This is a genomic window from Cellulomonas sp. NS3, assembly GCF_024757985.1.
In the GTDB taxonomy this organism is placed as follows: domain Bacteria; phylum Actinomycetota; class Actinomycetes; order Actinomycetales; family Cellulomonadaceae; genus Cellulomonas_A.
In genome coordinates this window covers 1,885,215-1,911,043 of sequence record NZ_CP103289.1, presented here as the reverse complement: position 1 = coordinate 1,911,043, position 25,829 = coordinate 1,885,215, and the positions used below count along the sequence as shown (strand labels likewise).

Sequence of the window (25,829 nt, the reverse complement as noted above, 5' to 3'; positions counted from 1 at the left end):
ACGCCACCCGCCCCGGCGAGGTGCCGAGGCGGGTGGGTGGAGGGCAGGGCGTCAGGCGGCGGCGAACGGTCCGATCCGGACGGTCGACCGGGGCCGCGCCGCGAGCTCGGCCGCGAGCTCCTGGACGTCCGACGCGCGCACGCCCCGGATCCGCTCCAGCGTCTCGTCGACCGAGAGCAGCTCGCCGTGCACGAGCTCGGACTTGCCGAGCCGGCTCATGCGCGACCCCGTGTCCTCCATGCCCAGGACCATGCCGCCCGAGAGCTGGCCGATCGAGCGCTGGAGCTCCGCCGAGGTGATGCCGGAGTCGGCGAGGCGCTCCCACTCGGCCACGAGGAGCTGCGTGACCTCGTCGACCTTGCCCGGCGCGCACCCGGCGTACAGCCCGAAGACGCCGGTGTCGGCGTGCCCCGAGGCGAACGAGTACGTCGAGTACGCGAGGCCGCGCTTCTCGCGGATCTCCTGGAACAGGCGCGACGACATGCCGCCGCCCAGGACCGCGTTGAGCACCGAGAGCGTGAACCGGCGCGGGTCCGTGGCGGTGAGCCCCGTCCCCCCGACGATGACGTTCGCCTGCTCCGTCGTCCGCGAGACCGTGATCTCGGAGCCCGCGGACGGGGTGCCGCCCTCGACGTCCTCGGCGCCGCGTCGGGCGTTCGGTGCGGCGCCGTCCGCGAGGTCCCAACCACCCTCCGCGAGGGCGTGCGTGACCTGCTTGACGAGCACGTCGTGGTCGACGCCGCCCGCGGCCGTGACCACGAGGGTCGCCGGGCGGTAGTGCTCGCGGTAGTGCTCCCACACGGCGTCCCGCGGGACCGCCCGGATCGTGTCCGGGGTGCCGCCGATCGGGCGTCCGAGCGGGTGCGTGCCCAGCACGGCCTCCGCGAAACGCTCGTGCACGACGTCGCTCGGGTCGTCGTCGTTCATCGCGAGCTCTTCGAGGATCACGCCGCGCTCGGTCTCGAGCTCGTCGGTGTCCAGGCGCGCGGACGTCACCATGTCGGCGATCACGTCGACCGCCATGGGCAGGTCGGTGTCGAGCACGCGTGCGTAGTAGCACGTGTGCTCCTTGCCGGTCGCCGCGTTGGCCTCGCCACCGACCTCGTCGAACGCCTCGGCGATGTCCATCGCGCTGCGCCGCGCCGTGCCCTTGAAGAGCAGGTGCTCGAGGAAGTGGGTCGACCCGTGGTGCCCGTCGCGCTCGTCGCGCGAGCCGATGCCGACCCACGCCCCGACGGTCGCGGAGCGCAGGCCGGGCATGTGCTCGCTGAGCACGCGGACCCCGCCGGGCAGGACGGACCGACGCACGATGGCGTCGCCGTCCTGCCCGGCGGTCAGCTCGCTGCCCGGGTCACCGGGCCGTGCGAGCGGGAGGTCCAGCGGCACGTCAGGCGTCGGCCGGCTCGGTGGCGACGGTCTCGGCCGAGGCCGCGTCGTCCGTCGCCGCGGACTCGTCGATCACCGCGTGCAGCGAGAGCTTGCCGCGCGGGTCGATCTCGCCGATCTCGACCTGGACCTTCTGGCCCACGCCGAGCACGTCCTCGACGTTCTCCACGCGCTTGCCGCCGACGAGCTTGCGGATCTGCGAGATGTGGAGCAGGCCGTCCTTGCCGGGCGACAGCGAGATGAACGCGCCGAAGGTGGTCGTCTTGACGACGGTCCCCACGAAGCGCTCGCCGATCTCCGGCATGTGCGGGTTGGCGATCGCGTTGATCGCCGCCCGCGCGGCCTCCGCCGACGGACCGTCGGTGGCGCCGATGAAGACCGTGCCGTCGTCCTCGATGGAGATGTCGGCACCGGTCTCGGCCTGGATCTGGTTGATCATCTTGCCCTTCGGGCCGATGACCTCGCCGATCTTGTCGACCGGGACCTGGACCGTGATGACGCGCGGGGCGTACGGGCTCATCTCGTCGGGCGCGTCGATCGCCTCGTTGATGACGTCGAGGATCGCGAGGCGCGCCTCCTTGGCCTGGTTCAGCGCGCCGGTCAGCACCGAGGCGGGGATGCCCTCGAGCTTCGTGTCGAGCTGGATGGCCGTGACGAACTCGCGCGTGCCGGCGACCTTGAAGTCCATGTCACCGAACGCGTCCTCGGCGCCCAGGATGTCGGTCAGGGCGGCGTAGCGCGTCTGGCCGTCGACCTGGTCGGAGACGAGGCCCATCGCGATGCCGGCGACCGGCGCGCGCAGCGGGACGCCGGCGTTGAGCAGCGACAGCGTCGAGGCGCAGACCGAGCCCATCGACGTCGAGCCGTTCGAGCCGAGGGCCTCGGAGACCTGGCGGATCGCGTAGGGGAACTCCTCGCGGCTCGGCAGGACGGTCATGAGCGCACGCTCGGCGAGCGCCCCGTGACCGATCTCGCGACGCTTCGGCGAACCGACGCGGCCCGTCTCGCCCGTGGAGTACGGCGGGAAGTTGTAGTTGTGCATGTAGCGCTTGCGCGTCTCCGGGGAGAGCGTGTCGAGCTGCTGCTCCATGCGCAGCATGTTGAGCGTCGTGACGCCCATGATCTGCGTCTCGCCGCGCTCGAAAATCGCGGAGCCGTGCACGCGGGGCAGGACCTCGACCTCGGCCGAGAGCGTGCGGATGTCGCGCAGACCACGCCCGTCGATCCGGAAGCCGTCCGTGAGGATGCGCTGGCGGATGAGCGTCTTGGTGACCGAGCGGACGGCTGCGGACAGCTCCTTCTCGCGGCCGGCGAACTGCTCGGCGAGCTGGCCGAGGACCTCGGCCTTGACCTCGTCGAGACGGTTCTCGCGGGTCTGCTTGTCCGCGATCGTGAGCGCCTCGCCGAGCGGGCCGGCGGCCGCGGCCTGGACGGCCTCGAGCGCGTCGGGCTGGTACTCGGGGAAGACCGGGAACTCCTGCGTGGGCTTCGCGGCGCGCGCGGCCAGGTCGGCCTGCGCCTCCGCGAGCACGCGGATGAACGGCTTCGCGGCCTCGATGCCCTGCGAGACGACGTCCTCGGTGGGGGCGGTCGCGCCCTCCTCCTTGATGAGGTTCCACGCCTTCTCGGGGGCCTCGGCCTCGATCATCGCGATCGCGACGTCGTCGCCGACGACGCGGCCGGCCACGACCATGTCGAACGTGGCGCGCTCGCGCTCGGAGTAGCGGGGGAACGCGACCCACTGGCCGTCGATGAGCGCGACGCGCACCGCGGCGACCGGGCCGGAGAACGGCAGGCCCGAGAGCTGCGTCGAGATCGACGCGGCGTTGATCGCGAGGACGTCGTAGGCGTCGTCCGGGTGGATCGACAGCACGGTCACGACGACCTGGACCTCGTTGCGCAGGCCCTTGACGAACAGGGGGCGCAGCGGGCGGTCGACGAGCCGGCACGCGAGGATCGCCTCGGTCGAGGGGCGGCCCTCACGGCGGAAGAACGAGCCGGGGATCTTGCCCGCGGCGTACTGCCGCTCCTCGACGTCGATCGTCAGGGGGAAGAAGTCGAACTGCTCCTTCGGGTGCTTGCCGGCCGTGGTGGCCGACAGCAGCGTGGTCTCGCCGTCGAGGTACGCGACGGCCGCGCCGGCCGCCTGACGGGCGAGGCGCCCGGTCTCGAAGCGCACGGTGCGGGTGCCGAAGCGACCGTTGTCGATCACTGCCTCGGCGAACTGGATCTCGGGACCCTCCATGGGTGCCCTCCTCTTCGTTGAAGGCGCCGGCCTGACCACGGCGGTCTTCGATCGAGGTACCCGGAGCGGGGCTCCGGACGCCACTACCGAGGACCGGACGGGTGGTCGGCGCGGTGGGTGGTGCTGGTGGTGCTCGTCGTGCCTGCCGGGTCCGCCCACCTGGACGTGCCCGACGCGGAACCAGCCCGGACCTTGGGGGGTCCGGGCTGGTCCGAGGTGCTAGCGGCGCAGGCCGAGACGCTCGATCAGGCTGCGGTAGCGGTTGATGTCGACCTTCTGGAGGTAGCCCAGCAGGCGGCGACGCTGGCCGACCAGGAGCAGCAGGCCACGCCGGCTGTGGTGGTCGTGCTTGTGCGCCTTGAGGTGCTCGGTGAGGTCCTTGATGCGCTGCGTGAGCATCGCGATCTGCACCTCGGGGGAACCGGTGTCGCCCTCGTGGGTGGCGTACTCGGTCATGATGGACTGCTTGGTGGCACTGTCGAGGGGCACGGTTCTCCAGGTGTGTACTCGTTGCGCGGTGCTCCGGGGCATGTCCACCCGAGCGCTCTCGGTCCGCGGCCGATCTGACGGCACCTGCATGTTACCAGTCGGTGACCTGCGACCCAATTCACCGGGCGGTCGGCGCCGGCCCGCCCGCGAGGACGACGCGCGCACGGGCGACGTCGTCGTGCATCTGCGCGACGAGCGCGTCCACCGAGTCGAACCGCTCGGTCGGGCGCAGCCGGTCGACGAGCTCGAGGACGACCTCGTCGTCGTACAGGTCGAGGTCCGTGCGGTCGAGCACGTACGCCTCGACGCGGCGCTGGAGCCCCGCGAACGTCGGGTTGGTGCCGATCGACACCGCCGCGGGCAGCACCTCCGGGGCGTCCGCCGCCGCTGCGCCGGGCTCGGTGACCCGGCGCAGCCAGCCGGCGTAGACGCCGTCGGCGGGCACCATGCCGGTCGCGTCCGGCGCCAGGTTGGCCGTCGGGAAGCCGAGCTCGCGGCCGCGGGCGTCGCCGTGCACGACGACCCCGCGCAGCCGGTGCGGTCGCCCGAGGACGTGCGCGGCGCCCACGACGTCCCCCGCGTCGAGCAGCTCCCGGACCCACGTCGAGGACCACCGCCGGTGCCCCTCGCCCTCGCTCGCGCTGGGCTCGGGCACCACGTCCTCGAGCACCTCGACCGTGAACCCGTACCGGCGGCCGAGCTCGATCATCGTGCCGAGGTCGCCCGAGTTCTCCCAGCCGAACCGCACGTCGCGGCCCACGACGACGGTCCGGGCCGCGAGACCCCCGACGAGGTACCGCTCGACGAACTCGGCGGGCGTCTGCCGCGCGAACTCCAGCGTGTACGGCAGGAGCAGCACGGCGTCGAGGCCGGTCCCGGCGAGCAGCTCGAGGCGGTCCGCGTCACCGGTGAGCAGCGGCGGCGCCTGCTCGGGACGGTGCACCTGCTGCGGGTGCGGCGTGAACGTGACGGCGACCGCGGCCGCGTCGGACGCGCGGGCGTCCGCGACGAGCCGGGTCAGCACGCTGACGTGGCCGCGGTGCACGCCGTCGAAGTTGCCGATCGTCACGACGGACGGGCCGAAGCCGTCCGGCACGTCGGCAAGGTCGGTCCAGCGGTGCACTCGCGCTCCTCGGAGACGGGGCCGCGGGTGGCGGCCGGTCAGGCGGGGACAAGCCTGCCACGCACGGGAGGTCCCGCCGGACGGTGCCCACGCCGGTGCGGGGTCGGGCCGGGTGAGGTCGGGCGGGGCGCGCGGCCCTAGGGTCGGACGATGCGATGGCAGACCTTCGGCGAGCGGACCGTGTACGACTCCCCCTGGGTGCGGGTCGCGCTCGTCGACGTCGAGGTCCCGGGCGTGGGACGGCTCGACCACCACGTCGTCCGGATGCCGGCGCACGCCGCCGGCACGGTCGTGCACGACCCGGAGCGCGGGGTGCTGATGCTGTGGCGCCACCGGTTCATCACGGACAGCTGGGGCTGGGAGATCCCGGCGGGGCGCCTCGAGGACGGTGAGACGCCGGCGGACGCGGGCGCCCGCGAGACGCTCGAGGAGACCGGCTGGCGTCCCGGGCCGCTGCGCCCGCTGGTGCAGTACCACCCGACCAACGGCTCCAGCGACCAGACGTTCCACGTGTTCGTCGCCGACGGCGCCACCCACATCGGCGAGCCCGCGGACGCGTTCGAGTCCGAGCGCGTCGCGTGGGTCCCGCTCGACGAGGTCCGCGCCCTGGTGCGCGACGGCGGGATCGGCGACGGCCTGTCGCTCACCGGGCTGCTGCGCTTCCTGCTCGACCGCCCCTGACGCACGCGGGCGCGGCGGTCGCAGGACCCGGCCGGGCCTGCGCGGTCCCATCTGACCGGACCCCACACGCCGGCGGTCCGGACATGGCCGCCGTCGCCCGACGCGGTCGGGTCAGGCGGGCGCGAAGACGAGGACGGGCGCCGCGTGCTCCCCACGCTGCTCGAGCAGCGCGACGAGCGTCCCGTCGGGCGAGATCGCCGCGACCGGGCTGCCGGCCCGCACGCTGTCGGTGGGTGTGCCGGCCGTCTCGGCGCTGTCCGTCGCGGCGCGGTCCGTCGTGGCGTCGCCCGTCACGGTGCCGCTCGTCGCGGTGCCCGGCTCGCCGGCGTCCGGGTCCGCCGCGATGCGCTTCCCGTACGACAGCGCCGCCGCCTCCTGGGCCGTGACTTCGCGGACCGGGAAGGTCGCCCGGGCGGCGTCCGCGAGCGGGAGGACGTCGAGGGGGACGTCCTCGGGCCACGCGAGCAGCTCGTCGAGCGTCCGGGCCCCGGCGAGGTCGTAGCCGCCGACGCGGGTACGGCGCAGGGCGGTCAGGTGCCCGCCGACGCCGAGCGCCGCGCCGAGGTCGCGTGCGAGCGCGCGGACGTACGTGCCCGACGAGCACACGACCGTGACGTCGACGTCGAGCGCACCGGCAGGCACGGGTACACCCGCGTCCGCGGTGGGCTCCCCGGCGCCCCGGACGTCGTGCACGTCGAACCGGCTCACGGTGACCGGGCGCGCGGCGAGCGCGACGTCCTCACCGGCACGGACGCGTGCGTACGCCCGCTGGCCGTCGACCTTGATCGCGCTCACGGAGCTCGGGACCTGCTCGATGCGCCCGGTGAGGGCGGCGACGGGCCCGGAGAGGTCGTCGCGCGTCACGCCCGAGGCGTCGGCGACGGCGACGACCTCGCCCTCGGCGTCGTCGGTCGTCGTGCGGACGCCGAGCCTGATCGTCGCGCGGTACTCCTTGTCGGCGCCGACGACGTACGTGAGCAACCTCGTCGCGCGCCCCACGCCGACGACGAGCACGCCGGTCGCCATCGGGTCGAGCGTCCCGGCGTGACCGACCTTGCGCGTGCCGGCGATCCGGCGCATGCGGGCGACGACGTCGTGGCTCGTCATCTCGGAGGGCTTGTCGACGACGACGAGCCCGTCCGGGGCGGTGGGCCGGCGCGGGCCGGGCGCCGGGCGCTGCCGCGGGGTCCGTGGTGCGTCGTCGGTGGAGGTCATGCCCGGCAGGTTATCCGCCGGCTCATGCCCGACGGACGCCACCGAACCGCGGTCACGACCTGCCGACTGATCCGCACGTGCGGACCTGTGGGCGCCGATGTTCCGACTCTGCGCCTGCACGACGCGTGGGCAGACGCAGATACGGTCCGGCCGGAGCGCGCCGGACCGCGCAGCCCGCGCGAGGTGCGAGAGCGCACGTCGGACGCCGTCGCCGCGCGAGGGTGCGAGGACGCACGCCGGGCGACCCCCGCCCCGCCCCGCGAGGTGCGTGGGACCGGCCCGGAGCCGGGTCCCACGCACCCGACGTCAGGAGCGACGCGGCGCCGGCAGCACCTGCAGCGTCGCGGAACCCTCGCGACCGGACGACGTCCCCCGCACCGTCACGGTGTACGCGCCGGGGTCGGTGTGGCGCGGCACGTGCACGCTGATCGACACCGTGCCGTCCTTGCGCACTGCCCGCGTCTCGAGGAGCTCGTCACCGAGCCGGACCTGCACGACCTCCCGCGCAGCCGCACCCCGCACCGCCACGGTCACGTGCCCACCCGCCCGCAGTGCGGGCGACGAGAGCCGCACCGCGAGCCGCTCGGTGGCGACGACCGCGAGGCGGGCGACGTCGGTGGCCTCGGAGCCGGACGCGTTGGTGAAGACGGCGCGGTAGAGCGTGCCGTGGTCGGCGAGCGCGGCCGTCACGGTGAGCGTCGTGCTCGTCGCCCCCGGGACGTCGGCCCACCGGGCACCGGGCCGCTGCACCTGCCACCGCACGGTCGGCGCCGGGACGCCGTCGGCTGCGGCGGTGAACGTCGCGCTCGCGCCCGGCGCGACGGTCGCGTCGGCCGGCTGCTGCGTGACCCGCACGGGCGTGCTCGCGTCGGCGGACCCGTCACCCTGGTCGGCGACGAAGGACGCGACCCACGAGAGCACGGAGTTCCAGTTGATCGCGACCTCGTTGGACGCCCACGACCCCAGCTCGTCGAGGTAGCACATCGACGGCGCGCAGCCGCCGGCGAACGCCGCCTGCATCGTCGGGTCCCACGTGCCGGTCGTCGAGTTCGGGCCGCCCGCGAGCGAGCCGTCCGGGGACACGCCCGGGACCGAGAGCGGGAACCAGCGGTTGTGCTGGTGCTGCGCACTGACCTCGCCGTAGCCGGAGACGTACGACATGTTGAGCGCGTTGCGGCCCAGCAGGTAGTCGACCGCCTCGAGCGCCGAGCGCCGGTACGTCTCGTCGCCCGTGAGGTCGAACGCGGTCGCGACCACGACCGTGGTGTTGAGCACCATGCTGTTCGAGCCCCACTCGTACAGGCCGTCGGGTCGCACGTACGTGCTCCCCCAGGCCTGCGCGTCCTGCGTGGCGACGTACGCGTCCGCGGCGTCGATCACCGACTGCCGGATGGCGTCGCGGGATGGGAGGTCGTTCGGGACGGTCGCCAGGTCGAGACGCCCGAGGCCCGCGGTGCTCCCCCAGTTCATGCCGCCGGGCCCGAAGACGTCGCCCGTCGCGTGCGGGCTCGCGAGCACGTGCTCGGCGAACGCGTCCTCGCCCGTCGTCAGGAACAGCTCCGCGGCGGCCCAGTAGAACTCGTCCGTGACGGTGCCGTCGCTGTACGCGCCGCCGCCGTTGTTGCCCGCGGCGTCGGGGGCGAGCACCGCCGGGTGAGCCTGCGCGGCGTCCCAGGCGGTGCGTGCGGCGTCGAGGAGCTCGGCCGCGAAGTCGGGGTCGTGGTCGGCGAAGAGGCGGGCGCCCTGCGCGGCCGCGGCGGCCAGGTTGAGCGTCGCCGCGGTCGAGGGCCGGGCGAGCCGGCGCTCCTGCGGGTCCTGCGACGGCAGCAGCGGCAGGCCCGTCCACCCCACGTCGTGGATCTTGTGGTGCGCCATGCCGGCGTACTCCCCGCCGTCCGCGGGCACCTGCATGCTGAGCAGGAACTCGAGCTCCCACCGCGCCTCGTCCAGCACGTCCGGGACGCCGTTCGCGCTCTCCGGGACGGCGAGCGTCCCGTCCGCGAGCGCACCGGGCTCGGCCGTGCCGGCGTGCAGGCTGCGCTCGTAGGTGCTCAGGAGCTGCGCCGCGGCGATGCCGCCGTTCACGACGTACTTGCCGTGGTCGCCCGCGTCGTACCAGCCGCCGCGTACGTCGAGCGCGTACCCCTCGGGGCACGTCCAGTCGCCGTAGGCCCAGCCGGCCCCCTCGTCGGCCGCCGTGAGGCACGTGACCGCGCCGTCGCCCTGGTTGGGCGCGACGTCGACGTGCCCGGCCGGCCGCGCGTAGTCGGCGTTGATCGAGGCGTCGATCTCGACGCCGCTGCGCATGAGGTAGAAGAAGTTCAGCGCGTCGTACCGGAGCTGCTGGTAGAGGTCGGGGTCGATGTCGAACGGCCGGCTGGTCTCGCCGTCGGCCGTCAGGACGAGACCCTCGTGCTCGGTGGTGAGCGCGCCGAAGTCGATCGTGTGCACGTTCAGGCCCGAGCTCGGCTCGACGCCGGCGGGAACCGTGTCCCCCTCGGCGAGCACGCCGCCCGACACGGTGCGGACCTGCCAGACGACGGGCTCGGTCGCATCGGTCACGAGCGTCGCCTGCTTGGGGCCGGCCGGCAGGTACCCGACCTGGTTCACCCGGACGCGCGGTCCCGTCTCGGGCTCGTAGGGCGGGGGCGGCGTCAGGCTCTCGACCAGCGAGACGTCGTCGAGCGTGAAGGTCCAGTCGCCCCCGCGCCCGCCGACCTGGAACGCGAGCTGACCCTCGAACGGCCCGCCCGGGGTCGTCGTCGCCGGGTAGGAGTCGGTCGCGGTGAACGTGTGGGAGACGGTCGTGGGTTCGGTCGTCACCGGGACGGTCCTGTCCAGGACGGTGCCGTAGCTCCCCCCGTTCTCGCCCACGATCGCGCGGATCGTGCGCTCCTCGGACGCGCTGACGTCGAAGGTCAGCGTGTAGCTGGTCCCCTCCTCGATCGCGAGCCCGTTGAACCCGACGCCAGCGTAGATGCCCGAGCCGGCGGGCACGGGGACGACGAGCGCGCCGCTGGACACGTCCGCGGTGCCGAGGTCGCCGGCGACGAACCAGGGGTCGGTCGTGCCGCTCGCGAAGTCGCCGTTCGGGATCAGGTTGGTGCCGAGCGGCGTGATCGAGAGGTCGTCGATGCACAGCTCGTACGGCTCGCCCTGGTTGCCGAGCTGGAACGAGACGTTGCCGGTGGTCGTGGTCCAGTCGTCGGCGACCGGGCTGCCCTCACCGGTGGGCCATGCCGACGGCGAGAACGTGAGCTCGACGTGCTCCGGCGTCGCCGACCCGTCGAGCTCCACCGAGCCCCCGAACGCCGCCGGGTAGCCGGGGCCGCCCTGCACGGGAACGGTCACGGCGCGGCTCGCGTGCGCGTCGAACTCCACGACGTACGTGGCGTCGCGGTCGAACGTCACGGCGTCGTGCTGGACCGCGACGTCCCAGGGGTTGCCCGTGTGGGCGCCGACGGCGGAGCACAGCTCGCCGGTCTCCGCCGACGTGGTCACCGCCTCGGGTGGGTAGGAGAACCAGCCCTGCGGTCCGGTCGCGAAGTCGTGGACCTCGGTCACGGGGCCGGCGAAGGCGACCGGGCTGACGGCGGCCGCGAGGGCGAGGACCGCCACGGTGGCGGCAGCGGCGCCCGAGGCACGGGCGCTCGCATCGGGGAAGGAAACCACGGTGTCTCCGTTCATGGGAGCGCTCTCACGACGATGTGGAGCAGCCCGGGACGATGTGCGTGAACCACGCTAACAGGGCGGACCCAGACGCGGCAGGGGTGGAGAGCTCCCCTGTGCCGCTCGCCCGCACCCCGCGTCCGGCGCGCGCCCGACGACCGTCGGCGGGTCCGGAGCGAGAAGGGACCCCGCTCCGCGGTTCCACGCAATCCTGTGCGCCAGGATTTCCGACGTCCCGCGACGCACCCGGTGGGAGCAGCAGCATTCTTCGCGCGGGCCGTTCCCGCCCAGGGATTCCTGCGGCGCGCGACGGCCCGGAAATGCATGGTCCACGAGTCCGGGCGACGCGGTCGTCTCACCCCATGGATGCGTATTGCGCCGGCGCGGACCGTGTCACTAGTTTTCCCGACATGTTCACCGAGGCCGCACTGCGCGAGGTCACGGAGGGTCGCCCGTCCGGGCACCTGCCGGTCCACCTCACGTCCCAGCGCGCCGTCGACCTCATGCGCGTCGCCAGCCGGCTCTGTCGGTAGTCACCGCACCACGCCCGGCGCACCACCGCGCGACCCGGGCGTCCAGCCGCCGCTGAGCCTCCGTCCCGACGTCGGGACCCGTTCGCCGCGCACCGGCTGACCGCCGACGGTCCCGCAACGACCGCTCCCCACCGCTCCACGACGGACGGCCCGTGCGCCCACCGCGCTCCACGCGTCCGGACGGACCGGGAGCGCCCGTGCACCCGCGGTCGGTGGGCCGTCCGTTCCCGCGGCGCTGCTCACCGGACCGGTGGTCTCGCCGGTGTCCCACCCCGCCCGCCCTGCTCCCGCGCACCCCTGCCCGGAAAGGCAGGTCATGCCCACGCCCAAGCTCAGGTTCGACCACGTCCACAAGGACTTCACGGTCCGCGACGACACCCGCGGACGCGGCGCCCGCACGCTGTTCACCGCGCTCGACGACTTCACGCTCGACGTCCCCGCGGGGCAGCTGCTGACCGTCGTCGGGCCCTCGGGATGCGGCAAGTCGACGCTGCTCGACCTGCTCGCGGGCCTCACGCAGCCGTCGTCGGGCGCGATCCTGCTCGACGGCCAGCCGCTCACCGGCCCCGGTCTGGACCGGGGCGTCGTGTTCCAGCAGTACGCGCTGCTGCCCTGGCGGACGGCGCGGGCGAACGTCGAGCTCGGCCTCGAGGCCAAGGGGCTCAGCAAGGCACGGCGTGCGGAGATCTCCGCACGCTACCTCGACCTCGTGGGCCTCAGCGGCTTCGAGCAGCGCTACCCGCACGAGCTGTCCGGCGGGATGAAGCAGCGCGTCGCGATCGCCCGGGCCCTCGCGTTCGAGCCGGAGGTGCTCCTCATGGACGAGCCGTTCGCGGCGCTCGACGCCCAGACCCGCGAGACGCTGCAGGACGAGCTCCTGCGCATCTGGCGCGCGACCGGGACCACCATCGTCTTCATCACGCACGGGATGGACGAGGCCCTCTATCTGGGCCAGCGCGTGGCGGTGATGAGCCCGCACCCCGGCCGCCTGCGCACCGTGATCGACGTCCACCTGGACCGCGGCCGGTCCGACGACATCCGCTCCGACCCCGAGTTCGGGCGCCTGCGGCACCAGGTCTGGACCGAGCTGCACAGCCCGACCGCGGACGCCGACGACGCCGCGACCGACCTCCTGCCCCTGCACGCCACGCTGGAGCCCGCCCGTGCCTAGCACCCTGTCACCCCGGACCGACCCGGGCACCGCACCCCTCGCCGTCCCGGTCGCCGAGGACACCGTCGCGTTCGCGGACCCGCCCACGCTCGGGCGCCGGCCCGCGCTCGCCGCGGACCGCGACGCGACTCCCCCGCTCTCCCGGCGTGTGCGCGCCCACGCCGCACGAGCGCTGCGGGCCTCGATCGTCCTCGTCCTGTTCCTCGCGCTCTGGGAGGTCGCACCCCGCGTCGGGCTCGTCGACGCGGTGTTCCTCCCGCCGCTGAGCCGCGTGCTCGGCGCCTTCGGCACCCTCGTCTCGAGCGGCGAGCTCGCCCTGCACCTGGGTGCGAGCCTGAGCCGCGCGGGCACCGGCTTCGCGATCGCGGTGCTGGCCGCGATCCCGCTCGGCGTCGCGATCGGCTGGTACGGGCGCGTCTCCGACGTCCTCAACCCGTTCCTCGAGCTCTTCCGGAACACGGCCGCGCTCGCGCTGCTGCCGGTGTTCATCCTCATCCTCGGCATCGGTGAGACCTCGAAGATCGCGCTCGTCGTCTACGCGTGCACCTTCCCCGTCCTGCTCACCACCATCTCGGCGGTGCGCTCGGTCGACCCGCTGCTCGTGAAGTCGGCCCGCTCGCTCGGGCTGTCGTCGTTGCGGCTGTTACAGAAGGTCGTGCTCCCCGCCGCGGTCCCGACGGTGTTCACCGGGGTCCGCATGGCCGGCGCGTCGTCGATCCTCGTGCTGATCGCCGCCGAGATGGTCGGGGCGAAGGCCGGTCTCGGCTACCTGATCACGTACGCGCAGTTCAACTTCCAGATCGAGAAGATGTACGCCGGAATCATCGCGATCGCGCTCGTCGGCGTGAGCGTCAACGGCGTGCTCCTCACCCTCGAACGGCATTTCTCGCGCTGGCGCACCGCGTCCTCCTGAACGCTCCCGCCCCGCCATTTCCCCACGCGTCCACCGGCTCGTCCGCAGCACGGCGTCGGCCCTTTCGTCGACCCCGAAAACACCTCCCTGGAGCATTCTCATGTCCTTGTCCTCACGTCTGTCCGCCGCGGCCTCCGCCGTTCCCGCAGGAGCGCTCGTCCTCACGCTCGCCGCGTGCTCGGGGGCTGCCGACGCCGCGACGGTCGACGCCGACGGCACGACGACGATCCGCTACGACGGCTCGGCCGGTCAGGTCACGCTCCCCGAGCTGGCCGACGACCTCGGCTACTTCGAGAAGGTCCGGCTCGAGTGGGTCGGCAACTCGACCGGCGGGCCGCAGAGCATCCAGTCCGCGGCGACGGGCGCCACCGACGTCGGCGGCGCGTTCAACGGCGCGATCGTCAAGCTCCGGTCGTCGGGCGCGAAGGTCACGTCCGTCATCTCGTACTACGGCTCCGACACCAAGGCCTTCGGCGGCTTCTACACGCTCGAGGGCTCTCCCGTCGCCGGGGCGCGGGACCTCATCGGCAAGAAGATCGGGATCAACACCCTCGGCGCGCAGAGCGAGTTCGTCATCCGCGAGTGGCTCGCCCGCGAGGGGCTCGACGCCGACGAGATCGCCCAGGTCGAGCTGACGGTCGTCCCGCCCGTCAACGCGGAGCAGGTCCTGCGCGAGGGCCAGGTCGACGTCGTCGCGATCAGCTCGGTCTTCCAGGACAAGGCCCTCGAGCCCGGCGGGCTGCGCCTGCTGTTCTCCGAGGTCGAGCTCTTCGGCGAGTTCAGCTACGGGTCGTACATCTTCCGTGACGACTTCATCGAGGAGAACCCCGAGGCCGTCGCCGACTACGTGCAGGGCATCGCCCGCGCGATCCGCTGGACGCAGGTCACCCCCGTCGAGGAGGTGCACGCGCGGTACACGCAGATCATCGAGGGCCGCGACCGCGGCGAGACCCCGGAGCTCGTGCCCTTCTGGAAGTCGGTGGGCGTCTCCACGCCCGGCGGCGTCATCGAGGAGCGCGAGGTCTCGACGTGGATCGACTGGCTCGTCCGCAACGGCGAGCTCGAGAAGGGCCGCTTCACCGCGGACGACGTCTACAGCAACGAGTACAACCCGTACGCCAACGGCACCTACGAGCCGGACAGCGGACCCGACGGCGAGCCCGTGGACGCCTCCTGACCCTCTCCCCTCCACCGATCGCGAGGTCCACCATGTCCGACCAGCCCGCACGCCGGCAGCTCAGCCTCAACCTGTTCATCAACGGCGTCGGCCACCACGAGGCCGCCTGGCGCCACCCGTCGACCCCGGTCGACCGCCTGTTCACCGCCGGCTACCACCACGAGCTCGCCCAGCACGCCGAGCGTGCCGCGTTCGACGCCATCTTCTTCGCCGACGGCCCGGTGCTCAGCCCCGGCATCGAGTTCAACAGCGCGGCCCACCTCGAGCCGATCCTGACCCTCGCATCGGTCGCCGCCGTCACGACCCGTATCGGGCTCATCGCGACCGCGTCGACCACCTTCTACGACCCGTACAACCTCGCTCGCCTGTTCGCGACGCTCGACCACCTGAGCGGCGGCCGGGCCGGCTGGAACATCGTGACGACCGCGGCGTCCGCCGCCGCCCCGAACTTCGGGCTCGACGAGCACCCCGACCCGAGCGAGCGGTACGCGCGCGCCGGCGAGTTCGTCGAGGTCGCCACGCGACTGTGGGACAGCTGGCAGGACGACGCGGTGCTCGCGGACCGCGCGACGGGCCGGTTCGCCGACCCCTCCCGCATCCACCCGGCGGCGTTCCGCGGCGAGCACCTGCGCGTCGCGGGGGCGCTCAACGCCCCGCGCCCGCCGCAGGGCCACCCGGTGCTCGTCCAGGCCGGGGCGTCCAACGCGGGCCGCGCCTTCGCGAGCCGGCACGCCGAGGCGATCTTCACGGCGCACCAGCAGCTCAGCGACGCACAGGCGTTCTACGCCGACATCAAGGCCGGCGTCGAGCGCTACGGTCGCCGCCCGGACCAGGTCAAGATCCTCCCGGGGATCAGCCCCTTCCTGGGCGGGACCGAGGCGGAGGCCCGCGCGCTCGAGCGCGAGTTCAACGAGCTCACGGTGCCCGAGTACGGCCTGCGCCAGCTCGCGACGCTCGCCGAGGCGACGTTCGACGTCGCGGACCTCGACCGGCCAGTCCCGCTCGACGTGTTCGCCGACGCGGGCGACGTGACCGAGAACAACCGCTCGCGCCGGCAGGTCGTCGCGGGCATCGTGCGCCGCGAGCAGCCGACCCTGCGCGAGCTGCTGCACCGCCTCGCGGGAGCCCGCGGGCACCGCGTCGTGGCCGGCACGCCCGAGCAGGTCGCCGACACGATCACCGAGTGGTTCACGCACGGCGCCGCGGACGGCTTCAACGTCATGCCGCCGTTCCTGCCCGGCGGCATCGAGGCGTTCACCGAGCACGTCGTGCCGCTCCTGCGGGCGCGCGGGCTGTTCCGCGAGGGGTACACGGGCACCACCCTGCGCGACCACCTCGGGCTCGACCGGCCCGTGAACCGGTACGCGACGGCTCCCGAGGCCGAGCCCGCCCTGGCCGGCGTCTGACCCGCCCGACCCCGAGAGGACCCCTCATGACCCGCAGCACCGAGACCCCGCTCAAGGTCGTCGCCGTCAACGGCAGCCCGAGCGTCCCGTCCAAGACCGCGGCGCTCGTCGCCGAGATCGTCGAGCGCCTCGGCCGGCACCTGCCGCTCGACGCCACCACCCTCCACGTGACCGACCTCGTGCCGTTCTTCACCGACACGTACGGCGACCCGGGCTCGCCCATCGCCCGCTCGCTCGCCGAGATCGCCGCGGCGGACCTGGTCGTCGCGGCGAGCCCGATCTACAAAGGCTCCTACACGGGCCTGTTCAAGCACGTGTTCGACCTGCTGGCCCCGACCGCGCTCGCCGGGACCCCGGTCCTGCTCGTCGCGACCGGCGGCTCCGAGCGGCACACCCTGGCCCTCGAGCACCAGTTCCGGCCGCTGTTTGGCTTCTTCCAGGCCGAGACGCTGCCGCTCGCGATCTACGCGCACGACAGCGAGTTCACGAGCTACCAGGTGACGGGCGCCGAGCTCGACTCCCGCATCGACAAGGCGCTCGCCCGGGCGCTGCCGTTCTTGTCGGAGCGGCGCCGGGACGAGTCGCTCGTGCCGTCGATCTGACATCCCCCGGACGCCACGACGCCCGTGCCCCAGCGTGAGGGGCACGGGCGTCGTCGTGCGCGCGTCGGGTCAGCGGACGTCGTCCGCCGCGTCCTCGCCCTCGTCCTCGACCGGCTTGCGGTACGGGTCCGGCTCGCCCGCGTACCGGGCCGATGCGGCGAGCGCGGCGACCTCGGCGTCCCGGCGGGCGGCCTCGAGCAGCGCCGCCTCGAGGTGCGCCGCCGTCTCCGGCACCGCGTCGAGGTGGAAGTCGAGCGTCGGCGTGAGCCGGATCCCGGTCTGCTTGCCGACCTCGGAGCGGATGAGCCCCTTGGCGCTCTCGAGCGCCGCAGCCGTCCCCGCACGCGCCTCGTCGTCGCCGAGCACCGTGTAGAACACGTCGGCGTGCTGGAGGTCGCCGGTCATGCGCACGTCGGTGATCGTGGCGAACCCGAGACGCGGGTCCTTGATCCGCGTGTCGATCATCTGCGCGACGATCTGCTGGATGCGCTCCGCGAGCTTCCTCGCGCGACCGTGGTCAGCCATGACATCTCCGCCTTTCGTCGTCGGTCGGACCCCGTCCCGGGGCCGACAGGTGCCGGAGCGCCAGGTGGCCCGGACCAGCAGGTCCGGGCCACCCGACGTTCACGGCGTCATGCGGGTCGTGCGGTCGAGCACGCGGTCAGGACCGCGGCTTCTCCCGCATCTCCCACGTCTCGATCGTGTCGCCGATCTCGATGTTGTTGAACGAGCCGAGCCCGATACCGCACTCGTAGCCCTCGCGGACCTCGGTCGCGTCGTCCTTGAACCGCTTGAGCGACTCGATCGTGAGGTTGTCGCCCACGACGGTGCCGTTGCGGAGCACGCGCGCCTTCGTGTTGCGGCGGATCTCCCCGGAGCGCACGAGCGAACCGGCGATGTTGCCGAACTTCGAGGAGCGGAACACCTCGCGCACCTCCGCGGTGCCGAGCTGCGCCTCCTCGTACTCCGGCTTGAGCATGCCCTTGAGGGCGGCCTCGACGTCGTCGATGGCCTGGTAGATGACCGAGTAGAACCGGACGTCCACACCCTCGCGGTCGGCGAGCTCCTCGACGCGCTCCGCGTACTTGACGTTGAACCCGATGATGATCGCGTTGTCGACCGTCGCGAGGTTGACGTCGTTCTGCGTGATGGCACCCACACCGCGGTGGATCACGCGCAGGTCGACCTCCTCGCCGACGTCGATCTTGAGCAGCGCGTCCTCGAGGGCCTCGACGGCACCCGAGACGTCGCCCTTGAGGACCAGGTTGAGGGTCTCGACCTTGCCCTGCTGGAGCGCCTGCGTGAAGTCCTCGAGGCTGATGCGCTTGCGACGCTTCGCCAGGAGGGCGGCACGCTCGGCCGCCTCGCGCTTCTCGGCGATCTGCCGCGCGGTGCGCTCGTCGGACGCCACCAGGAGGGTGTCGCCGGCGCGCGGGACCGACGCGAGACCGAGCACCATGACCGGACGCGCCGGCCCTGCTGCGGTGACCGTCTCGCCGTGCTCGTCGAACATCGCCCGGACGCGGCCGTGCGCCGTGCCGGCGACGATCGCGTCACCGACGTGCAGCGTGCCCGACTGGACGAGGACCGTCGCGACGGCACCGCGTCCCTTGTCGAGGTTGGCCTCGATGGCCACGCCGCGCGCGTCCTTGTCGGGGTTGGCCCGCAGGTCGAGCGCCGCGTCCGCCGTGAGGAGGACCGCCTCGAGCAGCGAGTCGATGCCCTGGTTCTGCTTCGCGGAGACGTCGACGAACATCGTGTCGCCGCCGTACTCCTCGGCCACGAGGTTGTACTCCGTGAGCTGCTGGCGGATCTTGGCGGGGTTGGCCCCCTCCTTGTCCACCTTGTTGACCGCGACCACGATCGGCACGCCGGCCGCCTGGGCGTGGTTGAGCGCCTCGATCGTCTGGGGCATCACGCCGTCGTCGGCCGCGACCACGAGGATCGCGATGTCCGTGACCTGCGCACCACGCGCACGCATGGCGGTGAACGCCTCGTGACCCGGGGTGTCGATGAAGGTCAGCGCGCGGTCGACGCCCTCGTGGACGTGACGCACCTGGTAGGCACCGATGTGCTGCGTGATGCCGCCGGCCTCGCCCGCGACGACGTCCGTGGAGCGGATCGCGTCGAGGAGCTTGGTCTTGCCGTGGTCGACGTGGCCCATGACGGTCACGACGGGCGGCCGCGGCTGCAGCTGCTCGTCGTCCTCGTCCGCGAGCTCCTGGTCCAGGTCGATGTCGAAGGCCCCGAGCAGCTCGCGGTCCTCCTCCTCGGCCGACACCATCTCGATGACGTACCCGAGCTCGACCGCGAGCGTGCCGAACGTGTCCTCGTCGAGCGACTGCGTCGCGGTGGCCATCTCACCGAGGTGGAACAGCACCGTGACGAGGCTCGCGGGGTTCGCGTCGATCTTGTCGGCGAAGTCGTTCAGCGAGGAGCCGTGGCGCAGGCGCACGACCGTGCGCCCGTTGCCGCGGGGAACCTGCACGCCACCCAGCGAGGGGGCCTGCATCTGCTCGAACTCCTGGCGCTTCGCGCGCTTCGACTTCCGTCCGCGCACAGGGCGACCGCCGGCGCGACCGAACGCACCCTGCGTGCTGCCGCGACCGGCACCGCCGGGGCGACCACCGCCGCCACCGGGACGACCGGCGAAGCCGCCACCGCCCGCGGGAGCGCCGCCGGGAGCGCCACCGGGACGACCGGCGTAACCGCCACCGCCGCCGCCGGGACGACCACCGGGGCCGCCACCACCCGGACGACCGCCGGGACCCGGTCGCTCACCCGGGCGGCCGACGCCGCTCGAGCTGCGGCCCGGCATCATGCCGGGGTTGGGACGCGGCCCACCGGGACGGGGACCGCCGGGACGCTCGCCCGCGGGGGCCGGGGCACCCGAGGCGGCCGCGGGGGCCTCGCCGCCGCGACGGTCGCCGGGACGCGGCATGCCCTGCGAGGGCGCGAAGGGGTTGTTGCCCGGACGCGGGCCACCCGGACGGGGACCGCCCGAGCCGCCCTGACCACCGGAGCGAGGCATGCCCTGCGACGGCGCGAACGGGTTGTTGCCGGGACGCGACGCGCCACCGGGACGACCGGACGGAGCCGATGCGGCCGGGGCCGGACGCGGGCCAGGGCGCGCGGCGTCGCCGGCAGGGCCGGGACGACGTGCCGGGGCCGGGGCGCCGGGAGCCGGCGCGGCGGGTGCCGAGGCGCTCGCCGCACGGGCGGGGGCGCTCGGCGCAGCCGGGGCGGCGGCAGCCGGAGCCGCGGGAGCGGCCGGCGCCGGGGCGGCCGGACGTGCGGGTGCTGGGGCGGCGGGCGCCGCCGCGGCGGGGCTCGGAGCAGCAGCGGCCGGGGCCGGCGCAGCAGGGGCGGCAGCCGAGGGGGCCGGCGCGGCGGCCGGCTTCGGCGCCGCAGGACGGGCGGGTGCCGGAGCGGGCGCGGACCCACCACCCACCGGGTAGAGGTCGCGCAGCTTGCGCACGACGGGCGGCTCGATCGTCGAGGACGCCGAGCGGACGAACTCCCCGAGGTCGCCCAGCTTGGTCATGATGGTCTTGCTTTCCACACCGAGCTCTTTGGCGAGCTCGTAGACGCGGACCTTGGCCACATCTCTCCTGTCTCGGTCCGCCCAGGAGAGGGTCGGACCGTCGTTAGTGCGAGGTACTCATCGCTGGGTACTCATCGGTGCGTGCTCATCGGGCAGCCATCGGCTTGTCAAACCCGCTTCCCATGTCGACGGTTCGGTGCTTCCGGGTTCGGGACCCGGTCGCTGGTTCCCCTCAGCCACGCTCGAGATGCTCGCGCACCGGTGCGGCGTCCAACGGACCTGCATGACGCAGGGCCCGCGGGAACGCCCGACGGCGCTCGGCAAGCTCGAGGCAGTGAAGCTCGGGGTGCAGCCACGCCCCCCGGCCCGGCATCCGACGACCGACGTCGACGACCACTGCGGGTTCTCCCGCGGTGCCCGTCCCGACGACCGTCCTCAGCAGGACCGACCTCGGGCCGGTCGACCGGCACCCCACGCACGTGCGGAGCGGGCCCATGCCGGACACCGGAAGGGCGTCAGGGGGTCGCCTGCTCGGCGCGGAGAACCGGGCATCCAGCCCAGCCTCCGGAAGTCTACCGCGCCTCGTCACCGCGTGGGACCGGAGCCGGCTCCCCGCTGCGTCTCGCCGCGGGCCGGCTCGTCCCGGCGCCCGTCCGCGGGCCCGTCGGCAGCGGCCCCCGCCGCACCCTCGGCGTCCGAGCGGATGTCGATGCGCCAGCCCGTGAGCTTCGCGGCCAGGCGGGCGTTCTGGCCCTCCTTGCCGATCGCGAGCGACAGCTGGTAGTCGGGCACCACGACGCGGGCGGCCCGCGCGACCGGGTCGACCACCGTGACCGACAGCACACGCGCGGGCGACAGCGCGTGCGCGACCATCTCGGCCGGGTCGTCCGAGTGGTCGACGATGTCGATCTTCTCGCCGTGCAGCTCCGCCATGACGGCCCGCACGCGCGCGCCGAGCGGCCCGATGCACGCGCCCTTCGCGTTGAGGCCCGCCACGCGGCCCCGCACGGCGACCTTGGTGCGGTGACCCGCCTCGCGGGCGATCGCGGTGATCTCGACCGAGCCGTCGGCGACCTCCGGGACCTCCATCGCGAAGAGCTGGCGCACGAGGTTGGGGTGCGTGCGCGAGAGCGTGATCTGCGGACCCTTCGGCCCGCGCGCGACCTCGAGCACGAGCGAGCGCAGGCGCTCCCCGTGCACGTACTGCTCGGTCGGCACCTGCTCGTGCGCGGGCAGGACCGCCTCGGTGCCGCCGACGTCGACGAGCACGACGCGCGGGTCGCGACCCTGCTGGATCACCCCGCCGAGGACCTCGCCCTCCTTGCCGCGGAAGGCGCCGAGCACCTGGTCGTCCTCGGCGTCGCGCAGGCGCTGCACGATGACCTGGCGGGCCGTCGCCGTGGCGATGCGCCCGAACCCCTGCGGGGTGTCGTCGAACTCCGGCCCAGGAGCCGGGGGCGGCACCGCGACGCCGTCCTCCGCGGGCTCGGGCGGCGGCTGCTGCTCGCGCGCCCAGACCGTCACGTGGCCGGTCTTGCGGTCCAGCTCGACGCGCGCGGTCGCGTGCGCGCCGGGGGTGCGGTGGTAGGCGGACAGCAGCGCCTGCTCGATCGCGGACACGAGCACGCCGAGACTGATGTCCCGCTCGCGCTCGAGCATCCGCAGGGCGGCCATGTCGATGTCCACGTCAGCTCTCCTCTGTGGCCGGCGCACCGGCGTCGGGGTCGGCGGCGTCGGTTGCCGAGCCGTCCGGGTCGAAGTCGTCCGCGTCGTCGAGGTCGTCGGTGCCGGCGCCCGTGCCCTCGTCCAGGTCCTCGCCGAACAGCTCGGCGTCGGTCCCGTGCGCGAGGCGGGCGAGCTCGACCTCGACGTGCGCGTCGCGCACGCGGTCGAGCGTGATGTCCTGGGGCGGGGCGGCGACGGGCTTGCGGCCCTTGACGCTCACGGGCTCGGGGACGACGTGCAGCACCGTCGCCGGGCCCTCGCCCTCGACCGAGACGAGGCGTCCCGTCACGGGCTCGCCGTCGCGCAGGCGCACCGTCACGAGCCGGCCGCGAGCGCGGGCGAAGTGCCGCCGCTCGGTCAGGGGGCGCGAGACGCCCGGGCTGGACACCTCGAGGGTGCTCTCCCCCGGGATCACGTCGTCGAGGACGGCCGAGATGTCGCGCGAGACGTCCGCGATGCGGTCCAGGCTCAGGCCGCCGCTCTCGTCCTCGTGGAGGTCGAGGACCACGCTCACGACGGTCCTCGCGCCGACCCGCGTCACCTCGAGCTCCTCGAGGTGCAGGCCGGCCCCGCTCACGACCGGTTCGATGACGTCCCGGACCCGGTTCGTCGGTGCTGGCGCGGGCATGGTCGCCTCCTGTCGGCTCCGGCGGGTCACCCTGACGCGCCCCTCCGGACTGCCGACCCTGTGATGTTGTGGCGCCCAGCCTAACGACTCGACGCGACCCGCCCGACCGCGGGCGCCACCACCGTACGGGCGCCGCACGCGTGGGAGGATCGCGGGCGATGAGTGCCACCTGCCTCGCGGAGCCGTCCGCGCACCCCGTCCCGCCCGGGAGCGGCGCTCGCGCACCCCGGGCCGGCGCGCACGCACCGGGCCGCCCCGCCCGGCTGGTGCTCGCCGTGCTCGGCGCGGTCCTCGCGCTCTCGGGCTGCGGGCTGCGCCTGGAGACCCCGCCGCCCGAGCCGCTCGTCCCCGACGCGGTCGAGCTCGTGCGCAGCCGGACGGTCGACGACGCCCTGGCTCTCGCCGCCGGGGCGGCGGACCTCGTGGACGCCAGGTCGGCCACGGCCGCACCCGAGGACGCGCTGACGCCGGTGCTCGCCGACGTGACCGCGTTCTCGACCGCGCACGCCGAGCAGCTGGGCGGTGTCTACGACTCCGGGCTGCCCACGCCCACGCCGAGCACGACGCCGACCCGCACGCCCGTCGCGGACGCGGACGCCCTCCTCGCGCTCGTCGCGACCGCCGCCGACACCGCACGGACCGACGCCGACGCCGTCGAGGACGGCCAGCTCGCCCGCCTGCTCGGGTCCGTCGCGACCGCCCGAGCGAGCCTGCGCGACCGGCTGGGAGCCGCGATCGGCGCGACCCCGCCCGAGCCCGTGGACCCCGCGCCGAGCCCGGCCGCGTCGGTCCAGCCGGGGCCGCTGACGCCCGAGACGTACGCCGACCTCGTGGTCGCCGAGGACGAGGTCGGGTACGCGTACGAGGTCGTCGCGGCGAAGCTCACCGGGGACGCACGCGCGGCCGCGCAGGCCGACGCGGCGGCGCACCGGGCACGCGCCGAGGCATGGGCGCGCGAGTCCGGGGTCGACGGCACCGCGATCGACCCGCGCCGCACCGCGTACGCCCTGCCCGGCGGCATCGACGACCCCGCGGTCGCGGTCGAGCTCGGGCGCACGCTCGAGCTGCGGCTGACCGTCGCCTACGCGAGCGCGGTCGCGGTCGCCCCCGCCGGTGACCGGGTCCCGGTGCTGGAGGCGCTGCGGAACGCCGACGCGGAGGCCGCGGCGCACGGCGCTCCCCCCGTCGCGTTCCCGGGGCTCCCCGAGCAGCAGCCGGGCGCGGACGTCGCGCCCGACGCCGGACCGGCCGAGCCCGCGGGGGGCGCGGGCGGCTGAGCCCGACGGGATCTCCCCGTCCGACCCCGCTGAGGCACCTGCGGGGACCGGCTGACGGGCCTGCCGGGACGGGTCGACCGCACGGGCCCCGGCGCGCCGCCGGGCGGCGGTCGTCCTCAGCGCGCCACCGGGCGGCGGTCGACCTCGCGCGCAGCCGGTCGACCGGGCGGCCGCCGGTCGGCGGCGCGCCCGGCTCGACGAGCGCCCCTCAACCCGCGATCAGGTCGTCCACGAGCTCGGCGACGCGGTCCACGGCGTCCGACACGGGGACCTGCTCGGCCTGCGGCCCGCCGTCGACGACCACGCGCGGCCGGACCTCGACGACGCCCTCGGCGAGCCCGCGCCCCACGACGACCACGAGCGGCACGCCGAAGAGCTCGGCGTCGGCGAACTTCACGCCGGGCGAGACCTTCGGACGGTCGTCGTAGAGCACCTCGATGCCGCGCGTGGACAGCGTCGTGGCGAGCGACTCGGCGGCCTCGAACACCGCGGGGTCCTTGCCGGTCGCGACGACGTGCACGTGCGCGGGGGCCACGCCGGCGGGCCAGGCGAGGCCGCGCTCGTCGTGGTTCGCCTCGGCGAGGGCCGCGAGCACGCGGGTGACGCCGATGCCGTAGGAGCCCATCGTCACGACGACGGCCTTGCCGTTCTGGTCGAGCACTGTGAGCCCGAGCGCCTGGGCGTACTTGCGCCCGAGCGCGAAGATGTGGCCGATCTCGATGCCGCGCGCGAGCTCGAGCGGGCCCGAGCCGTCCGGCGCGGGGTCGCCGGCGCGCACCTCGGCGGCCTCGATCGTCCCGTCCGCGGTGAAGTCCCGGCCCGCGACGAGGTCGAACACGTGGCGCCCGGGCTCGTTCGCACCGGTGATCCAGCGCGTGCCCGCCACGACGCGCGGGTCGAGCAGGTAGCGCAGGCTCGTGCGCGTCTCGTCGTCGGCCGCCTGGCCCGTGGGGTTGGGGCCGAGCACGGCCGGGCCGAGGTAGCCCTTGACGATCTCGGGGTGCGCGGCGAAGTCCGGCTCACCCGCCGGCTCGACCTCGGCCGGCGACACGGCCGCCTCGAGGCGCTTGAGGTCGACCTCCCGGTCGCCGGGCAGCCCGACGACGACGAGCTCGCGCTCCCCGGTCGGGTGGACGAGCGCGAGCACGACGTTCTTCAGCGTGTCGGCGGCCGTCCAGGCCCGGTCGGGGCGCGCGAAGCGCTCGTTCGCGAGCGCGACGAGCGTGTCGATGGTCGGGGTGTCCGGGGTGTCCTCGACGTGCGCGGACGGCGCGCCGTCGAACGGCAGGGCGTCGGGGACGACCGTCGTGACCGCCTCGACGTTGGCCGCGTAGCCGCCCGCCGAGCGCACGAACGTGTCCTCGCCGATCGTGGTCGGCGTGAGGAACTCCTCGCTGCGCGAGCCGCCCATGGCGCCCGACGTCGCGGCGACGATGACGTACTCCAGCCCGAGGCGCGTGAAGATCCGCTCGTAGGCGTCGCGCTGGCGCTGGTAGGACTCCGCGAGGCCCTCGTCGTCGACGTCGAACGAGTACGCGTCCTTCATGATGAACTCGCGGCCGCGGATCAGGCCTGCGCGCGGGCGCGCCTCGTCACGGTACTTCGTCTGCACCTGGAAGAGCGCGAGCGGCAGGTCCTTGTACGAGGAGTACAGGTCCTTCACGAGCAGCGTGAAGAGCTCCTCGTGCGTCGGCGCGAGCAGGTAGTCCCCGCCCTTGCGGTCCTTGAGCCGGAAGATGTTCGGGCCGTACTCCGTCCAGCGGCCCGTCGCCTCGTACGGCTCCCTCGGCAGGAGCGCCGGGAAGTGCACCTCCTGCGCGCCCGCGGCGGCCATCTCCTCGCGGACGACGGCCTCGACCTTGGCGAGCACGCGCAGCCCCAGCGGGAGCCAGGTGTAGATGCCCGGGGCGGCCCGGCGGATGTACCCGGCGCGCACGAGCAGGCGGTGGCTCGCCACCTCGGCGTCGACCGGGTCCTCTCGCAGGGTGCGGACGAACAGCGAGGACAGGCGCAGCAGCATGGCGCAGAGCCTAGTGCGTGCTCCA

The 25,829-nt window shown here is 74.0% G+C and carries 20 protein-coding genes; 8 read left to right on the top strand and 12 right to left on the bottom strand.

The window, feature by feature from the left end:
• Nucleotides 1-51 precede the first annotated feature (51 nt).
• From NXY84_RS08770 to NXY84_RS08755, 4 genes are all read right to left on the bottom strand, one after another.
• Nucleotides 52-1,386 (bottom strand): M16 family metallopeptidase, encoded by a 1,335-nt coding sequence (locus NXY84_RS08770; protein ID WP_258726703.1) that lies wholly within the window; start codon nucleotides 1,384-1,386, stop codon nucleotides 52-54.
• 1 nt (nucleotide 1,387) lies between these two features.
• Nucleotides 1,388-3,631 (bottom strand): polyribonucleotide nucleotidyltransferase, encoded by a 2,244-nt coding sequence (locus tag NXY84_RS08765; protein WP_258726702.1) that lies wholly within the window; start codon nucleotides 3,629-3,631, stop codon nucleotides 1,388-1,390.
• A 219-nt stretch (nucleotides 3,632-3,850) separates the two neighbouring features.
• Nucleotides 3,851-4,120 (bottom strand): 30S ribosomal protein S15, encoded by a 270-nt coding sequence (gene rpsO / locus NXY84_RS08760; protein WP_034628123.1) that lies wholly within the window; start codon nucleotides 4,118-4,120, stop codon nucleotides 3,851-3,853.
• A 118-nt stretch (nucleotides 4,121-4,238) separates the two neighbouring features.
• Nucleotides 4,239-5,243, bottom strand: a complete 1,005-nt coding sequence (locus NXY84_RS08755; protein ID WP_258726701.1) for a bifunctional riboflavin kinase/FAD synthetase — start codon at nucleotides 5,241-5,243, stop codon at nucleotides 4,239-4,241.
• Nucleotides 5,244-5,393: 150 nt separating this feature from the next.
• Between NXY84_RS08755 and NXY84_RS08750 the strand changes: the two genes are divergently transcribed.
• The gene (locus NXY84_RS08750) at nucleotides 5,394-5,924 is read left to right on the top strand and encodes an NUDIX hydrolase (protein ID WP_258726700.1); all 531 of its coding nucleotides are present in this window, start codon (nucleotides 5,394-5,396) and stop codon (nucleotides 5,922-5,924) included.
• Between the two features lie 111 nt (nucleotides 5,925-6,035).
• Here the strand turns inward: NXY84_RS08750 and truB are convergent, their stop codons facing one another.
• Both truB and NXY84_RS08740 read right to left on the bottom strand, forming a co-directional pair.
• Nucleotides 6,036-7,139, bottom strand: a complete 1,104-nt coding sequence (gene truB / locus NXY84_RS08745) for a tRNA pseudouridine(55) synthase TruB (RefSeq protein WP_258726699.1) — start codon at nucleotides 7,137-7,139, stop codon at nucleotides 6,036-6,038.
• Between the two features lie 306 nt (nucleotides 7,140-7,445).
• Nucleotides 7,446-10,811, bottom strand: coding sequence for a glycoside hydrolase family 9 protein (locus tag NXY84_RS08740; RefSeq protein ID WP_258726698.1), 3,366 nt, complete (start codon nucleotides 10,809-10,811; stop codon nucleotides 7,446-7,448).
• A 407-nt stretch (nucleotides 10,812-11,218) separates the two neighbouring features.
• Here NXY84_RS08740 and NXY84_RS08735 point away from each other — a divergent pair, with 407 nt between their 5' ends.
• The 6 genes from NXY84_RS08735 to NXY84_RS08710 all read left to right on the top strand — a co-directional run bounded on the left by NXY84_RS08735 (nucleotide 11,219) and on the right by NXY84_RS08710 (nucleotide 16,610).
• On the top strand, nucleotides 11,219-11,341 hold the full coding sequence (locus NXY84_RS08735; RefSeq protein WP_258726697.1) for a hypothetical protein: 123 nt from the start codon (nucleotides 11,219-11,221) through the stop codon (nucleotides 11,339-11,341).
• Nucleotides 11,342-11,657: 316 nt separating this feature from the next.
• On the top strand, nucleotides 11,658-12,512 hold the full coding sequence (locus tag NXY84_RS08730) for an ABC transporter ATP-binding protein (protein WP_258726696.1): 855 nt from the start codon (nucleotides 11,658-11,660) through the stop codon (nucleotides 12,510-12,512).
• A complete protein-coding gene (locus NXY84_RS08725; RefSeq protein WP_258726695.1) occupies nucleotides 12,505-13,425 on the top strand; it encodes an ABC transporter permease in 921 nt (306 codons plus the stop codon). The genes NXY84_RS08730 and NXY84_RS08725 overlap by 8 nt, the downstream gene beginning before the upstream one ends.
• Nucleotides 13,426-13,531: 106 nt before the next feature.
• Nucleotides 13,532-14,602, top strand: coding sequence for an ABC transporter substrate-binding protein (locus tag NXY84_RS08720; protein ID WP_258726694.1), 1,071 nt, complete (start codon nucleotides 13,532-13,534; stop codon nucleotides 14,600-14,602).
• Nucleotides 14,603-14,634: 32 nt separating this feature from the next.
• Entirely contained in the window at nucleotides 14,635-16,008 is a 1,374-nt protein-coding gene (locus tag NXY84_RS08715; protein ID WP_258726693.1) for an LLM class flavin-dependent oxidoreductase, read from the top strand.
• Nucleotides 16,009-16,034: 26 nt separating this feature from the next.
• Nucleotides 16,035-16,610 carry an NAD(P)H-dependent oxidoreductase gene (locus NXY84_RS08710; RefSeq protein WP_258726692.1) on the top strand — a complete coding sequence of 192 codons (576 nt, stop codon included), beginning with the start codon at nucleotides 16,035-16,037 and terminating at the stop codon, nucleotides 16,608-16,610.
• A gap of 69 nt (nucleotides 16,611-16,679) precedes the next feature.
• On the opposite strand, the gene rbfA is transcribed toward NXY84_RS08710, so the two are convergent.
• The 5 genes from rbfA to rimP form a co-directional block, all read right to left on the bottom strand.
• The gene (gene rbfA, locus NXY84_RS08705) at nucleotides 16,680-17,135 is read right to left on the bottom strand and encodes a 30S ribosome-binding factor RbfA (protein WP_258726691.1); all 456 of its coding nucleotides are present in this window, start codon (nucleotides 17,133-17,135) and stop codon (nucleotides 16,680-16,682) included.
• Nucleotides 17,136-17,271: 136 nt separating this feature from the next.
• A complete protein-coding gene (gene infB, locus NXY84_RS08700; protein ID WP_258726690.1) occupies nucleotides 17,272-20,214 on the bottom strand; it encodes a translation initiation factor IF-2 in 2,943 nt (980 codons plus the stop codon).
• A 172-nt stretch (nucleotides 20,215-20,386) separates the two neighbouring features.
• The gene (locus NXY84_RS08695; protein WP_258726689.1) at nucleotides 20,387-20,650 is read right to left on the bottom strand and encodes a YlxR family protein; all 264 of its coding nucleotides are present in this window, start codon (nucleotides 20,648-20,650) and stop codon (nucleotides 20,387-20,389) included.
• A gap of 89 nt (nucleotides 20,651-20,739) precedes the next feature.
• Entirely contained in the window at nucleotides 20,740-21,840 is a 1,101-nt protein-coding gene (gene nusA, locus NXY84_RS08690; RefSeq protein ID WP_258726688.1) for a transcription termination factor NusA, read from the bottom strand.
• Between the two features lies 1 nt (nucleotide 21,841).
• Nucleotides 21,842-22,507, bottom strand: a complete 666-nt coding sequence (rimP, locus tag NXY84_RS08685; protein ID WP_258726687.1) for a ribosome maturation factor RimP — start codon at nucleotides 22,505-22,507, stop codon at nucleotides 21,842-21,844.
• Nucleotides 22,508-22,665: 158 nt separating this feature from the next.
• On the opposite strand from rimP, the gene NXY84_RS08680 reads away from it, so the two are divergent.
• Entirely contained in the window at nucleotides 22,666-23,784 is a 1,119-nt protein-coding gene (locus NXY84_RS08680) for a ferritin-like domain-containing protein (RefSeq protein WP_258726686.1), read from the top strand.
• Nucleotides 23,785-23,992: 208 nt separating this feature from the next.
• Here the strand turns inward: NXY84_RS08680 and NXY84_RS08675 are convergent, their stop codons facing one another.
• A complete protein-coding gene (locus NXY84_RS08675; protein WP_258726685.1) occupies nucleotides 23,993-25,804 on the bottom strand; it encodes a proline--tRNA ligase in 1,812 nt (603 codons plus the stop codon).
• Nucleotides 25,805-25,829: the final 25 nt, after the last annotated feature.

What these genes read in the sequence shown, in the direction of transcription:
- NXY84_RS08765 (WP_258726702.1), bottom strand. Translation starts at nt 3,631, where the DNA reads ATGGAGGGTCCCGAGATCCAGTTCGCCGAGGCAGTGATCGACAACGGT.
- NXY84_RS08750 (WP_258726700.1), top strand. Translation starts at nt 5,394, where the DNA reads ATGCGATGGCAGACCTTCGGCGAGCGGACCGTGTACGACTCCCCCTGG.
- truB (WP_258726699.1), bottom strand. Translation starts at nt 7,139, where the DNA reads ATGACCTCCACCGACGACGCACCACGGACCCCGCGGCAGCGCCCGGCG.
- NXY84_RS08735 (WP_258726697.1), top strand. Translation starts at nt 11,219, where the DNA reads ATGTTCACCGAGGCCGCACTGCGCGAGGTCACGGAGGGTCGCCCGTCC.
- NXY84_RS08730 (WP_258726696.1), top strand. Translation starts at nt 11,658, where the DNA reads ATGCCCACGCCCAAGCTCAGGTTCGACCACGTCCACAAGGACTTCACG.
- NXY84_RS08715 (WP_258726693.1), top strand. Translation starts at nt 14,635, where the DNA reads ATGTCCGACCAGCCCGCACGCCGGCAGCTCAGCCTCAACCTGTTCATC.
- NXY84_RS08710 (WP_258726692.1), top strand. Translation starts at nt 16,035, where the DNA reads ATGACCCGCAGCACCGAGACCCCGCTCAAGGTCGTCGCCGTCAACGGC.
- rbfA (WP_258726691.1), bottom strand. Translation starts at nt 17,135, where the DNA reads ATGGCTGACCACGGTCGCGCGAGGAAGCTCGCGGAGCGCATCCAGCAG.
- NXY84_RS08695 (WP_258726689.1), bottom strand. Translation starts at nt 20,650, where the DNA reads ATGGGCCCGCTCCGCACGTGCGTGGGGTGCCGGTCGACCGGCCCGAGG.
- rimP (WP_258726687.1), bottom strand. Translation starts at nt 22,507, where the DNA reads ATGCCCGCGCCAGCACCGACGAACCGGGTCCGGGACGTCATCGAACCG.
- NXY84_RS08680 (WP_258726686.1), top strand. Translation starts at nt 22,666, where the DNA reads ATGAGTGCCACCTGCCTCGCGGAGCCGTCCGCGCACCCCGTCCCGCCC.
- NXY84_RS08675 (WP_258726685.1), bottom strand. Translation starts at nt 25,804, where the DNA reads ATGCTGCTGCGCCTGTCCTCGCTGTTCGTCCGCACCCTGCGAGAGGAC.